The sequence below is a fragment of the Devosia soli genome (assembly GCF_000970455.1).
Taxonomy (GTDB): Bacteria; Pseudomonadota; Alphaproteobacteria; order Rhizobiales; family Devosiaceae; genus Devosia; species Devosia soli.
Genome location: NZ_LAJG01000015.1, coordinates 40466 through 53311 on the forward strand (window position 1 = coordinate 40466; position 12846 = coordinate 53311).

14 protein-coding genes and 1 pseudogene are annotated in these 12846 nt (G+C 57.7%); 4 read left to right on the plus strand and 11 right to left on the minus strand.

Annotated features, from left to right (window positions below; all coding sequences use genetic code 11):
* The 3 genes from VW35_RS08710 to VW35_RS08720 are packed head-to-tail and all read right to left on the minus strand — an operon-like array spanning nt 1 to nt 2013.
* A complete protein-coding gene (locus VW35_RS08710) occupies nt 1–1101 on the minus strand; it encodes a glycosyltransferase (protein ID WP_152662535.1) in 1101 nt (366 codons plus the stop codon).
* Nucleotides 1088–1567 (minus strand): glycosyltransferase, encoded by a 480-nt coding sequence (locus VW35_RS08715; RefSeq protein ID WP_046142673.1) that lies wholly within the window; start codon nt 1565–1567, stop codon nt 1088–1090. The genes VW35_RS08710 and VW35_RS08715 overlap by 14 nt, the downstream gene beginning before the upstream one ends.
* Entirely contained in the window at nt 1564–2013 is a 450-nt protein-coding gene (locus VW35_RS08720; RefSeq protein WP_046142674.1) for a hypothetical protein, read from the minus strand. Before VW35_RS08720 ends, VW35_RS08715 begins: the two co-directional genes overlap by 4 nt.
* A gap of 274 nt (nt 2014–2287) precedes the next feature.
* Here VW35_RS08720 and VW35_RS08725 point away from each other — a divergent pair, with 274 nt between their 5' ends.
* Nucleotides 2288–3646, plus strand: coding sequence for a WzyE family oligosaccharide polymerase (locus VW35_RS08725; protein WP_046142675.1), 1359 nt, complete (start codon nt 2288–2290; stop codon nt 3644–3646).
* Nucleotides 3647–3762: 116 nt separating this feature from the next.
* Here VW35_RS08725 and VW35_RS08730 read toward each other — a convergent pair whose 3' ends face one another.
* Genes VW35_RS08730 through VW35_RS08745 form a run of 4 tightly spaced genes read right to left on the minus strand, consistent with a single transcriptional unit; the run spans nt 3763 to nt 5114 of the window.
* A complete protein-coding gene (locus tag VW35_RS08730) occupies nt 3763–4116 on the minus strand; it encodes a hypothetical protein (protein ID WP_046142676.1) in 354 nt (117 codons plus the stop codon).
* The gene (locus VW35_RS08735) at nt 4113–4322 is read right to left on the minus strand and encodes a hypothetical protein (RefSeq protein WP_046142677.1); all 210 of its coding nucleotides are present in this window, start codon (nt 4320–4322) and stop codon (nt 4113–4115) included. Before VW35_RS08735 ends, VW35_RS08730 begins: the two co-directional genes overlap by 4 nt.
* A 7-nt stretch (nt 4323–4329) precedes the next feature.
* The gene (locus VW35_RS08740; protein WP_046142678.1) at nt 4330–4743 is read right to left on the minus strand and encodes a hypothetical protein; all 414 of its coding nucleotides are present in this window, start codon (nt 4741–4743) and stop codon (nt 4330–4332) included.
* Entirely contained in the window at nt 4743–5114 is a 372-nt protein-coding gene (locus VW35_RS08745) for a lysozyme (RefSeq protein WP_083982590.1), read from the minus strand. Before VW35_RS08745 ends, VW35_RS08740 begins: the two co-directional genes overlap by 1 nt.
* A gap of 98 nt (nt 5115–5212) precedes the next feature.
* On the opposite strand from VW35_RS08745, the gene VW35_RS21305 reads away from it, so the two are divergent.
* A complete protein-coding gene (locus VW35_RS21305) occupies nt 5213–5851 on the plus strand; it encodes a hypothetical protein (RefSeq protein ID WP_152662536.1) in 639 nt (212 codons plus the stop codon).
* 166 nt (nt 5852–6017) lie between these two features.
* On the opposite strand, the pseudogene VW35_RS21975 reads toward VW35_RS21305, so the two are convergent.
* Nucleotides 6018–6259: pseudogene (locus tag VW35_RS21975) on the minus strand (IS110 family transposase); the annotation flags it as partial.
* Between the two features lie 759 nt (nt 6260–7018).
* Here VW35_RS21975 and VW35_RS08755 point away from each other — a divergent pair.
* A complete protein-coding gene (locus VW35_RS08755) occupies nt 7019–8902 on the plus strand; it encodes an AAA family ATPase (protein ID WP_083982592.1) in 1884 nt (627 codons plus the stop codon).
* Entirely contained in the window at nt 8899–9285 is a 387-nt protein-coding gene (locus VW35_RS22195; RefSeq protein ID WP_046142681.1) for a DUF6634 family protein, read from the plus strand. Before VW35_RS08755 ends, VW35_RS22195 begins: the two co-directional genes overlap by 4 nt.
* A gap of 86 nt (nt 9286–9371) precedes the next feature.
* Here the strand turns inward: VW35_RS22195 and VW35_RS08765 are convergent, their stop codons facing one another.
* From VW35_RS08765 to argH, 3 genes are read right to left on the minus strand one after another with little or no spacing between them, the layout of a single operon-like run.
* Complete coding sequence (locus VW35_RS08765) at nt 9372–10271, minus strand: carbohydrate kinase family protein (RefSeq protein ID WP_046142682.1); 900 nt, start codon at nt 10269–10271, stop codon at nt 9372–9374.
* Nucleotides 10268–11335, minus strand: a complete 1068-nt coding sequence (locus VW35_RS08770) for an ABC transporter ATP-binding protein (protein WP_046142683.1) — start codon at nt 11333–11335, stop codon at nt 10268–10270. The genes VW35_RS08765 and VW35_RS08770 overlap by 4 nt, the downstream gene beginning before the upstream one ends.
* Nucleotides 11335–12843 carry an argininosuccinate lyase gene (argH, locus tag VW35_RS08775; RefSeq protein ID WP_046142684.1) on the minus strand — a complete coding sequence of 503 codons (1509 nt, stop codon included), beginning with the start codon at nt 12841–12843 and terminating at the stop codon, nt 11335–11337. Before argH ends, VW35_RS08770 begins: the two co-directional genes overlap by 1 nt.
* Between the last annotated feature and the right edge of the window lie 3 nt (nt 12844–12846).

A 12846-nucleotide genomic window follows, 5' to 3' on the forward strand; every position in this document is an offset into this window, starting at 1 on the left:
TCAGGCGACCGGTGCTATTTCTTTGAGGCGCTCTGACAATCCCTGCGCCGCCTGTCTGCTGTTATAAGCGCTGACAGTCGCCGCCAGAATTGAGCGCCCTCCCTCACTCCGCGCGAGGGCGCGTGCTTCGTCTATAGCTTGCGAGAAACTGTGCCCAGTCCACGCTTCAACAAGCACGCCGTTTCGACCTGGAGCCAAATATTCCCGGGTGAGTTCGCGATCTAAAGCGATCGTCGGCGTGCCACAGGCAATCGCCTCAACAGCAACTAGACCAAGCGTATCGGTATTTTCGATTTTACTCACAAAGAGAAATACGCTCATGGCGCGAAAATATAGCGCCATCTCGCTGCGCGGCACCGCACCAATGTATTTGACTTTTTCCGAGAGTCCGCGCGTGCGGATTTCAGCCTCGAGAGTTTTTGCGTCTCGACCAATCCCAATCATGATTGCTACGGCGCCATCATTGGTCCTTGCGTAGTCTTCAAATGCATCTAGAAAAATCCGCCATCCCTTACTCTCCACAATTCGAGACGCATAACCAACTACGACTGCGCTGTCAGAGATGTTGAGTTTTTGACGGGCGCTGGGACCCTCGGGATCGAACAGATCCTCATCAAAACCTCCAGATGGAGAAACGATTTCGGCATCCCGTTCTGTAGCGAGAAGAACAGCTTTTGCAAAAGTGGCAGATGGGACAACAATGCGCTCAGCACGTTTGAAAAGCGGTCTAGTTAGGGGCCAAAAGAACTGAGCAAGCCGATTACGCCCATGGATTTCACTCCCATGCGCGTGAATTGCCATTGGTAGGCTGCGCCTCAACCGCGATGGCCATAGGAAGATAGAAAACCAGGTGGGAAGGTGAACGTACACAATGCCAGGTTTGCAAAAAACCAACGCCAAAGAGCCCAGGCACAGCCGGATATATCGCTCTAGTTTTCCGAATTTCCCGCCTCGGTCCGAGAGGCCAACCGCCCGAAGATCAACCTCCCAGCCCTCGCCTTTTAATCCTTCCGCGAGTGCCTGGATAAAGGTTCCTGAAGCAGGTTCTGCGACTGTCGGGTATATGGGGCTAACAAAGTAAATCCGCTTAGAGCTGCTCAAGATAATCTCGTAGATTACTGACGAAGCTACCACGCCCAGCTGCTACGTCGTCTGTGCTGGCTGCCTTTAGACTGGCACGATCAGCCACCAGCCTCTCCAGGTCGCTTTCGGTCCAAGCCACATAAATGCCGGGTCTATTCTCTAGCTGATTACAGGTAGCGGTCTGGTGTTCATTCCGATGCTCCCCTAACGAAGCTTTTCGGGGAAAAAGGATGATCGGCTTTCTATATTTTTGCGCCGACAGCACAGTGCCAATGCCAGCATGTGCAACGATCACGTCCGCCGACCGAAATTTTTGATCAAAATCCTGAGCCGCAATATTTTGGACTGAAGGGAAGTTTTTGGGCTTTACGGTGCTGATTCCAACCTGGCCATAGACGTCCAGTCCAAAACGGCCGGTCAGATCGTCGAGCGCGGACACCAGTCGATCGAAGGGCAATTGCGTGCCAACGGTGAGCAAGATCAAAGGACGCCACCCATGTATTGGGATTTGCTTTGGCCAGCCAGGTGCTGCCATTGCGTAAGAACTCTATCGGCAAACCTGCTGGCCAATTTACCACTCAACGAGAGCTGCTCGGAGTTTGCGACGCTATCGACCCAGATAACCTTTGCGCCAAGCATCTTCCCAAACAGCAGCGCTATGAAGCCCGGAGCGGCCCCGGTCGAAATGATGATGTTCGGCCGAAACTTCAGGATTACTCCAGCGATGTCTTTGGCGCACAGAAGCATCTGCAAGGGCCGGTCGCGATTAGCATCTGTCACAAGAACAGATGGTGCGAGCCCTGATTTCTCAGGCAACCCTGGCAACGTTGTTGCATAAAGTACATCGAACTTGTCAAAGCTCTGGCTGATGATTGCGAGTTGCTCCCAATGCCCTCCACCGGATGCAACGGCCAACAATCTTTTACGCATCAAATCCCCCGGTCATACGCAAACCCGCAATCTTTGTAGGTTATGTGATTACGTAAAGAAACGGGATCTTGAGCATGGCTTCCATGAATGACCGAGAATGGTAAAGCTCAGGACAGCCAGATTAGTTTTCACCGACCACTGCCTGTAAACACGATTTACACCGGCGGCGATACGGGGCCAGCCGTGATAACCATCTGTAGCCAATTCCGATGTACCGGAAACGTCGGTTGTTGTAGAGCAGTAGCCGAAGCGTGCGGACAGAGATTGGGCAACTGTGGAATACGTTACAGTTTTAAATATTGCCATCCTCACGTTGGACGTCCGCGCTTGGTACCGGCGCCCAGATTCAATCTACCTTTTTTTCAAGTTCTGCTTTAGCCTTATCATTGGTTTCGGGATACTTTTCCTGCAGCTGATGAACGCAACGGTCGGTTACAAGTTTGTGCTGCCCGACCTTGGCGGCATGGAACTATGCTATCTGATTGGCTATGTGGGTATTATCACCGGTAGTCGGCTAGGCATTTGGACTTACCTACTTCTCACCGGGTCTCAGAGACCTGGAATTGCCCTTCCTTTCGGCGAGCCAGAAGCAGTCCGTGGACGCTACGGCCTCTACTCACTCGGCATAATCTCAATGCTGGCAGTGGTGCTCTACGTTGGCGTGACCGGTTTTTCGTTCGGCCAAGGAAGCTACGAAGCTAGGTACGAAGACGCCCAGGGAATGGGTATAATTTTGCGGCTTTTTCCTGCGTTCCTTCCATTTGCGGCTTACAAACTTACCGTTGCGAAATCGCCTCGCGAGTTCTGGCGGTCAGCACTTGTGCTTGTCGGTTTCACTTTCGTGATGCTGATTGCCTTGGAGGGCTATCGCCAGCTGATGATTTCAGCGGCGTTACTGACCGTTATCATCGCTCTCAAGCGTAAATATGTACCGTTATGGGTTCAATTGGCAATCGCGGTAAGCGCGCTCCCGGCATTGGTTAGTTTGTCTTTCCTAAGATATGGAGGTGAAGTGCAGGCAGCCGGTTTCACCGACCCACTCACTCGCATTTTCTATTACATTCAAGGTGATCTGTTCCCACTGGACGCCCCTATCCGCATTATTCAATGGTGCGATATTCGAGATTGTCCTGGACTAGAAGTATTTTGGAATCACCTAACACTATTGGTGCCCCGCTTCCTTTGGCCCGATAAGCCAGCGATCCTTCTGGACGCCGCCGGCTACTACACTCAGATTGTTATCGCTTACAACCGGGCTTTGACGCTTTCTGCGACGATAATCGGCGAGGGTTTTCTTATCGGTAGTTTTGGAGCAATTTTCGCAATCTGCGTCATATCCGGCTGGCTTGCGCGGATACTTAGTGTTTGGATGGACAGATCTACCGGGATGATCAAATTCATCCTTCTAGCCAATGTACCCATGGGCTTTTTTTGGATCAGAGAAGGACTTGAGAATGGCATACTTCGAACCATTTTCATTCTGGCATTTCTTGGCATCGGAACATTAACGGCTCCGATAACCAAAGCCATCCTTTCGGCGGTTCCTATTAGACCGAGGGCCACGCGCGGAGGAAACAGAAATGTTATACCGTCGGTGCCGGCCCCAAATCGGCCCAGCCCATCCCCGACCTAGGCTATGGTCGGTCTATCCTAAGATACGATATGTAAGGCACAAAGCGGGCAGGTTTGGCGCAAGATTGTTGTTGAACATAACGCTTTAAGGCCCTCTAGACTTTCCTCGGTGCCATTTCATCCCGTTTTCTCACCCTTTTCAAAGTAGCGATCCATTCGGTCGGTTAGCCGCTTGACCGCGTCATCTACCCTGTTAACGGCCTGCGTTAGGCCATCCTCAGTTGCAAAATTCTCTGCTGCGTAGAGCTTATGTGCTTCCAGCGAGCGCCGTAGATCATCTTCTGCCAATTTGGCACGGCTATCGACCGCGCCAATCATAAGACCCGCATCTTTTTCAAGCTTGTCGATCGCGGCATCGCGCTTCCCAAGCTCGGACAGAACCCAGCTGACTATGCGCCAGCCCGTCACCAGTGCAACCGATCCTGTGCCCGTCATCCAGATCAAGACCTCCCATGTCACGGTGCCGGTCATCGGTTGGCGAGGCCTTCGGCTTGGTTCGAATTGAAGTCATAGCACCGCCGCTTGGAGGCATTTGCCACGTCGAGCTGCTCACGCTCCCGGCGGAGCGCGACGGTCGCCTCTTGCCCAGCCAGCAACGCGGCGTGGGGCGTATCGATGGCGCATTCGGCCGGCTGCGATCCGAGCGTCACCTGCGCAGCGGCAATGCCAAGGCGCACGCCGGCATCAATTTGCTGATGCTGAGACCCGGCCGTGCAGCCAATCAATGTCAGTATCAGTAAGCACGCAAGAGCGGCCTTCAGTGGCGAGTTCGGCTTCATAGGCGGCAATCTCCTGATCGAGTTGGGTCCGCGCCTGCATGGCCGTCCTCTCGCTATTGGCTAAGGCTTCGCGATAGATGCGGAGGGCTTCGGCGCCCGCTTTCTGCTGCCTTTCGCGTTCAGCACCTTCGGCGCGCTTGGCAGCATCCATGATGCGGATCGTCGCCGCATCATTCGCTTTGTCGGTCGCAGCCAGGACGATCGCCGGCCGCTCGATATGATCGAAAATCAGGCCTCGGCTGAACCAGCCAATTGGCCCAGCAATGATGGCGGCCGAAAGCCCTGCCGCCATCAGGGCCAAATGAGTTGGATTGAACATCACCGTGTGCCTTCGAGGCAAAGGCGCTGTTCATCGGCCCGGCGATTGATAAGGCCAGGCACGACCTGGCCGCCCGCCCGGTTCCACATGGGAATCGCGTTGCAGGCGCCACGAAAATCGCCGGCATTGGCTCTGCGAGCAACGGTGGAGCCGCAGAACGCACCAGTGCCGATATTGTAGGATAGAGACAGGAAAGCGACATAGGGCTTGTCAGGCACCGCATCCGGTGCCGCGAGGCACTTCCGCATACCCGCTTCGAACTCGATAAGGGCATCACCCAGCATCACCTGACACTGATCAACGGTGTAGCTGTCGCCGAGCTTCACGCCACGCGTCTCACCGAAGCAAACAGTGGGAATGCCGTTAGCCAGGCGGTCAGGGTAACGACCGCATCGGCTGCGCCGGCTATCGCGAGCGCGGTGATTGCGACAACGGCCGCTCGATCACACGGGCACATGTGGAAGAGCGCGTGCTCAACGCCCTCGATGCCTACTTGGCCGATCCCGAAATGATCGCCGCCTACATCTCGCACTACCATCTCAAACGCCGCGAGCTTGCGGCCACTAAGACCAGCCAGCTCAAGTCCATCGCCGATCGACTGCCCGAACTCGACAAGCAGATCGAGAAACTCATCGACCTGCTTGTCGAAGGCAGTGCGACTGACGGGGTGCTTGATCGCTTGCGTAAAATGGAGGCCGAACGCGCTGAGCTGCGCGCAGAAGCCGAATCCCTCAAAGCCGATGATGAGCCTATCGTTCTCCACCCGTCCGCAGCAGATCGCTACCGCCAGCTCATCAAAGAGCTGCGCATGCATCTGGAAGGTTTGCGGGAAGGCCAGCCGCGCGATCTCATCTTCGAGCGCCTGCGCGGCATGATTGAAAAAGTTGTCATCACCCCAAAGGGCACTCGCCAGCCCGTGGACATCCAAGTCCATGATTTACTTGCAGAATTGCTGGTCTGTAAAAAGGAAACACCCCTAAATGCCAAGGCATTTAGGGGTGCAATGGTTGCGGGAGCTCGATACCATCATTGCACGAAGAGAAAGCCATACCCCCCGGTGAGTGACAACGTCCTAAGTCAGCAAGACAAGCGGTGTTTTGGCAAGTAGGTCTCGATGCAGGAATTTGCACCTGCCGGGCGGTCATCGTCAATCCAAACGGGTTCCACCGAGTTGGAAGAGCTCTCGGCCATACCAAACATAGGGTTCAGCGGTCGCGCCGTGGCCTTGACCGTCCTTAAACCGAGATGCAGATCCAGGTGGACCTAGGCATTCTCTACAGGGTCGCGTCGTGCGCCTTCACGGCTCTACAGAGAGAGGTTCTCTCACATGGCACCGTGCCTTTAACAGGGAACGGCAGTCGGAAACGCTTTTGTTGATGGCATGCACAACACGTGCCATCTTGGCGGTTATTGCGGGGAACGCCTTGCGTCGCAGATCCGGATTGTTCCAATCGCGAGCAATGAAGCGCTCAAAATTGTCACGGAAGCTGTTCTCCTTTTGGCGGATGGCGACTTGTGCCTCCTACCGTGTGAAAACACTTATCCAGTCATCGCAGAATTTGAGGCCCAAGTGCGATGTCCGATAGCTGGCTTTAGCAGACACTTCTCGTGCTAGTCACAGACGCATTAGGGTGACGCACTCCACGACCAAGGAGTATTTTGACCCTCCCATCGGGCAAGCTGACAGTGGTGCCAGGTCGGTGTTAACCGTAAAGCACCAGACACTTGCAGGTTTTCATCTGCCAGGTGCACTATCACCACGTCGATTCAGCCGAATCGATGACGGCCGCCGCCAGTGCTTCGAACCACCAGCGACGGCCTGACCACCGCAATCCTGAAGCAGCAGGAGTTACAATGGCTAAGAGCCTTGTAGTAGACGCGTGCGCACGTCGGCAAGCATCCCCCTACGACCCAGCCGGGTTTTTAAGCCTCGATGGGCCGCACTTGGGCGGCATGCGTCGGCGCAATTAGAGCGGTCGGTCCCAAACCGGGGCCGGGACGTCTGCGTCTGCACGCTGGCCGGTCGCCCCGCGCCTGCCGCGCCCTTTTGACCATGCCTGTTGCCTGATGGTTTGCCTGCCCCGTCCCGCATGAACTGCAGTGCGGTGCTCAGGTCATCGGCTATAGCTGGCTAATGGCACGGTACGCCCCTTTCCCCCTCCACCTCTGCCCTTCCGGCTCGCGCTGCCACCTGTTTTCCCCTGGTAGATACTAGGGTGCTGCCACGGCGAGCAGCGGGCGGAATCTTTCATCCCATCCAATTCGAGTACCTACCATGAGTTCTTTGTCCGACATGATCCGAAACAGCACCGTCAATGCTGGCATGACCGCCCATGTCATGCCAGCCGTCGGAAGTAGCATCGTCATACTCGTCACCGCCGCGCTAGAAGAACACGCCCTTTCCCAAGGTGTGCTTCTGCCCGATCCGTGGACCAAGGATGCTCCTCCCACCATCGTCTATGTGCCCGATAGCTCCTGGCTAGCTCCAATGACCGTTGTTATCGATGCCCGGGGGGGCGCCGTCCATGGCACTCCGAGCCGGGAAAAGTCCGAAGTGGCGCGCGATCTCGACGTGCTCGTGCGCATCGAGGACGGCGCAAGCGTCTGGGTCGCGGTGAGTTCAGCCCATGTACCGGACCTCGCAAGAAGGGCCGCCGAGTGCTTCGTGACCGTAAAGGGGCTCACTTCTGCCGCCATCGCCCGCGCCGTGGGCACAGTAACGGGACAAGAAATCATCATCGAAGACGCCGATTGGCGCGGTCTATCTCTCCCCCTTATTGCCAGCTCAATACGATCCGGCGATACCGCGGAAGCCTGCCGCGACCGACTTCGCCGCTGGTCAGCGCACACCGACGAGACGGAAGATGCCGGTGAGGAGACAGAGGAGGGTGACCAATGGCCAGTTTTTGGTTCGGCAGCGGTCTGGCTGACCGAGACTCTGGCCCTCTTCGATGGGCTCAAGACCGGTCGCGTTCCCAAAGGCCTCTTGCGTCACACGATGCTCGCCGGACAACCGGGATGCGGGAAATCCACCTTGGTCGACCAGCTTGCTGAACGCGCCGCCATTCCACTTCATCGCCTGAGCGTGGGCGCCCTATTTGCCGCTGGCACCGGCTATCTCGACAGTGTCGTGCGTCAGATCGTTGGCTTCTTTGACGCCCTTCGCTCCCATAATGGACCGGCAATTGGCATCATCGAGGAGATCGATGCCATGAGTACCCGCACCGGCGGGACCGACTCCAATGGGGCTTATTGGAGCACAGTTATCACCTCGATGCTGCTTGCCATTGACGACCTCAACGCTTCCGGCGCGCCGGTGCTTCTGGTCGGTTGCACCAACCGGCCGGAAGACGTCGACGCCGCGATCTGTCGTCCCGGCCGCATTGGCCGCTTCATCGAGGTCACGCCCCCGCAGACTATCGACGACGTAGTTGCGGTGCTGCGCGTCCATCTGGGCCGTGACCTGCCAGACGCGCCACTTCGTGATCTGGCTCGCCTCTGGCTTGGAGAAAGCCAGGCCCAATTGGCCGACCGCATTGCCGCTGCGCAAAACAAGGCCATTCTCGCCGGCCGTCCACTCGGACTTGCCGATCTCGATCCGGATGGGATGACCAAAAAAGCCGACAGCAACGGCATCCTCAAAAAAGCGGCTCTTCATGAAGCAGCCCATGCGGCGATCGCCGACGCCTTTGGACGCGAGGTCGGCGCCATGGCCCTCCGCCTTGATCGTGCCGGTTCGGTCAGCGGTTTTACGACGCTCATCCCCCGCCTTATGGGCGCCACTTACGACGAGCGCCTCGATGACTGCTGTATCGCCCTGGCCGGCCGTGCCGCCGATGCCTATTTTGGCAAACGGGTCGACGATGGCTCGGCCACTGACCTAATCCAGGCGAGCCACGCCATTGCCCTTCTTTATCTCAGCACCGGCCTGTCTGAGACCCTCATCGCCCTGCCGCCCGACGTGGTGACAAAGGAGCTGACCACTAACCTTGTGCTCCAAGACACGGTGGAAACAATCCTTCAGGACCAGATGAGCCGGGCCGACGACCTCGTCGCGCAGCACCACCAGACAATCGAACGGCTTGCAGAAGTTCTGCTCGAGCGCCGGACCCTCGCAAAGGCCGAGATCGCTGCCTTTTTGACGGAAAGCAAAGCATGATCCTTCCAGCCCTCGACTTCATTCTCGATGACGGCGTGGTTCTGCTTGATCTCGCGGCACGCGCTGAAGCGGAGGATCTCGATATCTCGAGCCTACCTCGCTGGCGACAACTCCTTGGCGACCTCGCTCGCCTCCGGAGCGGCTGGCGCCCTGAACCCCGTATTCTGGAGCGAGCGCCTCGACTTGACCACTGGTCCGTTAGTGAGCCGCAGGATTTTGGCCTAGTCCGGCTTCTCGGAACCGTCACCGGTCACCCTCTTCTGCCAGACCATCGGGTCGTTACGACTTCCCCCCTTGTTGCCCTTGAGACGCGAAGGGGAACCTGGGCAAGGACTGTGTCGCGTTTCTACGTTTTGCACTCGAGCCAACGCGAGGAACGTTAAGCTGGAGGTAAATTGCCGGTGCTTTGGCTCAACGAGGGGTTTAACCACGCGGCAAGACTCAGGCTTTCAGGCGCCTCCCCAAAACCTCAAACGGAAAGACGGAGACTGCCCGTCCCGCCGGAGGCCTGCACCGAGCGCGTTCCGGCTCCGACTGCGGCGGCGAGCGCCGTTGAAAGCTCAGAGCCATTGAGCCAATCGTGGATGAAGCCGGCATTGAATGCGTCCCCTGCCCCTGTCGTATCGACGACGGAAACCTTCGGACTCGGAAGCGCGATCGTTTTGGAACCTGAGGCGAGCATGGCGCCTTCGGCACCGCGCTTGAGCACGACAATGGGAAAGTGACGCCGGAGGACTGCGAGTGCGGCTTCAGGCTCAGCTTCCCCAGTCAGAGCTTCAGCCTCTTCCACATTGGGGAGGAAGAGGTCGACCCCCGCAGCCCGTTGAAAGAACAAGGGATCGTGGATCAGGTCCGCATCCCAGCTCGGATCGAGCGACACGGTCAACCCTTCTTTCTTCGCGCTTGCAATCGCATCGGGCATTTCGTGAAGCGTTGCATATTCGGCAATGTGGAGATGGCTCACCCCGGAATGAGCCAAGGCCGCCTCAAAGCCGGCGGGTCGGGCGTGACCAGCCCGGCGCGAGAGAAAGGCGCGATCACCATTATGAACCATGACCACGGTCAGCTGCGGGCCGGCACTCTCGTGCCGGTCCAGAAAAGTGAGGTCGATCCCAAGTTGATCGATCTGCTCTGAAAGCGCCAGAGACAATGCATCGGTGCCGAAGCGTGCGAGCAGCATGGAATGGCGCCCGAGCGCTGAAAGGTGCGCCGCGGTGATCAGAGCACCACCCCCTGGGGTCAGGGCGAAGTCGCGGGCAAAGAGTTCCCGCCCCAAGGCCGGCATGCCGTCGAGACCGCGAAACACCATGTCGCAATAAATGCGGCCAAGATTGAGGACAGCCCCGGCGCGGGGCGAAGACGATGTCATGCGCGGCCCAAAGCCTTTTCGCTGACGGCATCGAAGAGGTAGAGCGATCCAGTGCCGGCGTGAACCGAGACCGTGCTGCCGATCTGGGGCACGACCCGGCCTGGCGCTGTGGCGATGACCTGTGCCTTGCCAAGAGCGAGATGTACCAGGGTTTCCGAGCCAAGCGGCTCCACCGCTTCGACCGTGCCGGACGCCGAAAGCCCCGCCCCGCCGAACTCGCCGACCACAAGATCATGGGGACGCACGCCAACCAGCACCTTGCCGTCATGGGTGGGAAGGCCAAGTCCTGAGGCCCCTGCCCCCTCGATACTTAAGTCGCCGCCGGCAATCGTGCCCTCGACCATATTCATCGACGGACTGCCGATAAAGCGCGCGGTGAAGACATCGACCGGGTTTTCATAAAGGTCGGTCGGGGTTCCAACCTGGAGAATATTGCCATCACGCATGACGACGATCTTGTCAGCCATGGTCATGGCTTCGACCTGATCGTGCGTCACATAGACAATTGTTGTGCCAAGCCGGCGATGAAGGTTCTTGATCTCGAGGCGCATCTGCGCGCGCAATTGCGCATCGAGATTGGATAGTGGTTCGTCGAAGAGAAACGCGGCTGGATCACGCACCATGGCGCGGCCGATGGCAACGCGCTGACGCTGCCCACCCGAAAGCGCCGCGGGACGGCGATCGAGCAGCTTTTCGAGCCCCAGAATCTTGCCGGTCTCTTCGATCCGCTTCTGCTTTTCGGCCTTTGAGAGTTTTGAGGTATAAAGGCCAAAGCCGATATTCTGGCCCACAGTCATGTGCGGATAGATGGCGTAGTTCTGAAAGACCATGGCGATATTGCGCTGCTTGGGCTCGCGCTGGTTCACAACTTCTCCGCCAATCAAGAGATTACCGCCCGAAATATCCTCGAGCCCGGCAATCATGCGCAGCGTTGTCGACTTCCCGCAGCCCGATGGGCCAACGAAAACGACGAATTCCCCATCTTCGATGGTTAGGTCAATGCCGTGGACAGCGCGGGTCTTGCCGTATTCCTTGACCAGTTTCTGCAGTTCGATCTTGGCCATCAGGCGGTTCCCTTCAATGCGCCGAAGCGTTCTTTGAGCATGCGCGCGGCATCAGCCTGGCGGCGCAGGATTTTGTCGAAAATGTCTGAGAGACGCTGGGCGTCCTGCCGATAGCCGGCAATGGCCGCGTTCAGCGGCTCCGGCGCTGGCCCACCAAAGCGGGTGCGCACGGCAACGAAATATTCGGGCGAGACAATCTCGGCAAAACTGGTCTCATCAAGCGAAGAAGAACGCCCGGTCGCCTTCTCGAAAGCCAAAGTGAATGGTCCAAAACCATCGTTGACGAGATCGCCGCCCATCGCGACAACGGCTTTGGCAACGGACGCCGCGATCTCGTGGCCCTCGCGGAAGGACAGCCCTTCGCGGCGTACGAGGGAGTCGGCCAGTTCGGTAATGGTGATGCAGGAGCGCGCAATATTGTCCCGCACACGTTTGGGATCGATGCGGATTTGTTCGACCAGTGCCGCGAGGAGATCAAGCACGCGATAGGCCGAAGAAAACGCCTGATAGCCCATGGCCTGCGTTTCGCCCTCACTGTCGTTCATGTCGGTGAAGGGCGTATTGTGCATCACCGTAAGCATGGCCTGTGCCCGGCCGGCCGTCTGGCTCGCCAGATGCCGCAAATGCTCGATCGGCACTGGATTGCGCTTTTGTGGCATGATCGAAGAAATCTGTACGAGGCTATTGGGCACATAGATCTGCCCCACCTCAAAGCTGGTCCAGACCTGAAAGTCCTGGATCGGCCGCCCCAGATGCAGAAACAGCAACTGAATGGCCGAATAGGTCGAGGTGATGTAATCCACCCCGGCAATGCACGAATAAGAATTCTGCAGCGGCGCCTCAAAGCCGAGGAGTTCGGCGACAAGCCCGCGATCGGTGGGAAAACCAGTCGTTGTGATCGCAGCCGCGCCCATGGGCGAGAGCTCGACGATCCGATAAGCTTCAAAGAGCCTTTCGATATCGCGCCCGACGAACTCGACAATGGCTGATAGATAATGCCCAAAGGTCGTCGGCTGCGCTGGCTGCCCGTGGGTATAGGCGACGATCAGCGTCTCCTTTTCGCGCTCCGCCGCTTCGATCAGCGTCGCGTGCAGTCTGAGCGCTTTGCCGATCAAGACATTGAGCCGCTCGCGCAGCCCAAGCTTGAAGAGCGTGTGGTCGATATCGTTGCGGGAGCGTGCAGTATGAAGGCGTCCGCCAAGATCAGGCCCGACGCGCTTTTTCAGCTCCTTCTCGATGAGGAAGAAGAAGTCTTCCACCTCACCGGTATAGACGAGCGTTGTGGGATCGATCTCGGCATCGATGCTCTCGAGCGCCACGGCAATGTCGCGGGCCTGATCGGCACTCAGAATTCCGGTCTCGGCCAGCATGACGAGATGCGCGCGGTCGATGGAGCGGAACCCCTCGACATGGTGGTCCTTGGCACCATCAAAGAGCGGCGCCAGAACGGTTTCCTTATAGACCGGATCGGGGAAGACCGAATTGTCGGCTGCACGTGGATCGATCATGGT

Coding starts and splice junctions, on each gene's coding strand:
- VW35_RS08720 (WP_046142674.1), bottom strand. CDS start 2,013: ATGCGTAAAAGATTGTTGGCCGTTGCATCCGGTGGAGGGCATTGGGAG.
- VW35_RS08730 (WP_046142676.1), bottom strand. CDS start 4,116: ATGACCGGCACCGTGACATGGGAGGTCTTGATCTGGATGACGGGCACA.
- VW35_RS08740 (WP_046142678.1), bottom strand. CDS start 4,743: ATGTTCAATCCAACTCATTTGGCCCTGATGGCGGCAGGGCTTTCGGCC.
- VW35_RS08755 (WP_083982592.1), top strand. CDS start 7,019: ATGAGTTCTTTGTCCGACATGATCCGAAACAGCACCGTCAATGCTGGC.
- VW35_RS22195 (WP_046142681.1), top strand. CDS start 8,899: ATGATCCTTCCAGCCCTCGACTTCATTCTCGATGACGGCGTGGTTCTG.
- VW35_RS08765 (WP_046142682.1), bottom strand. CDS start 10,271: ATGACATCGTCTTCGCCCCGCGCCGGGGCTGTCCTCAATCTTGGCCGC.
- VW35_RS08770 (WP_046142683.1), bottom strand. CDS start 11,335: ATGGCCAAGATCGAACTGCAGAAACTGGTCAAGGAATACGGCAAGACC.
- argH (WP_046142684.1), bottom strand. CDS start 12,843: ATGATCGATCCACGTGCAGCCGACAATTCGGTCTTCCCCGATCCGGTC.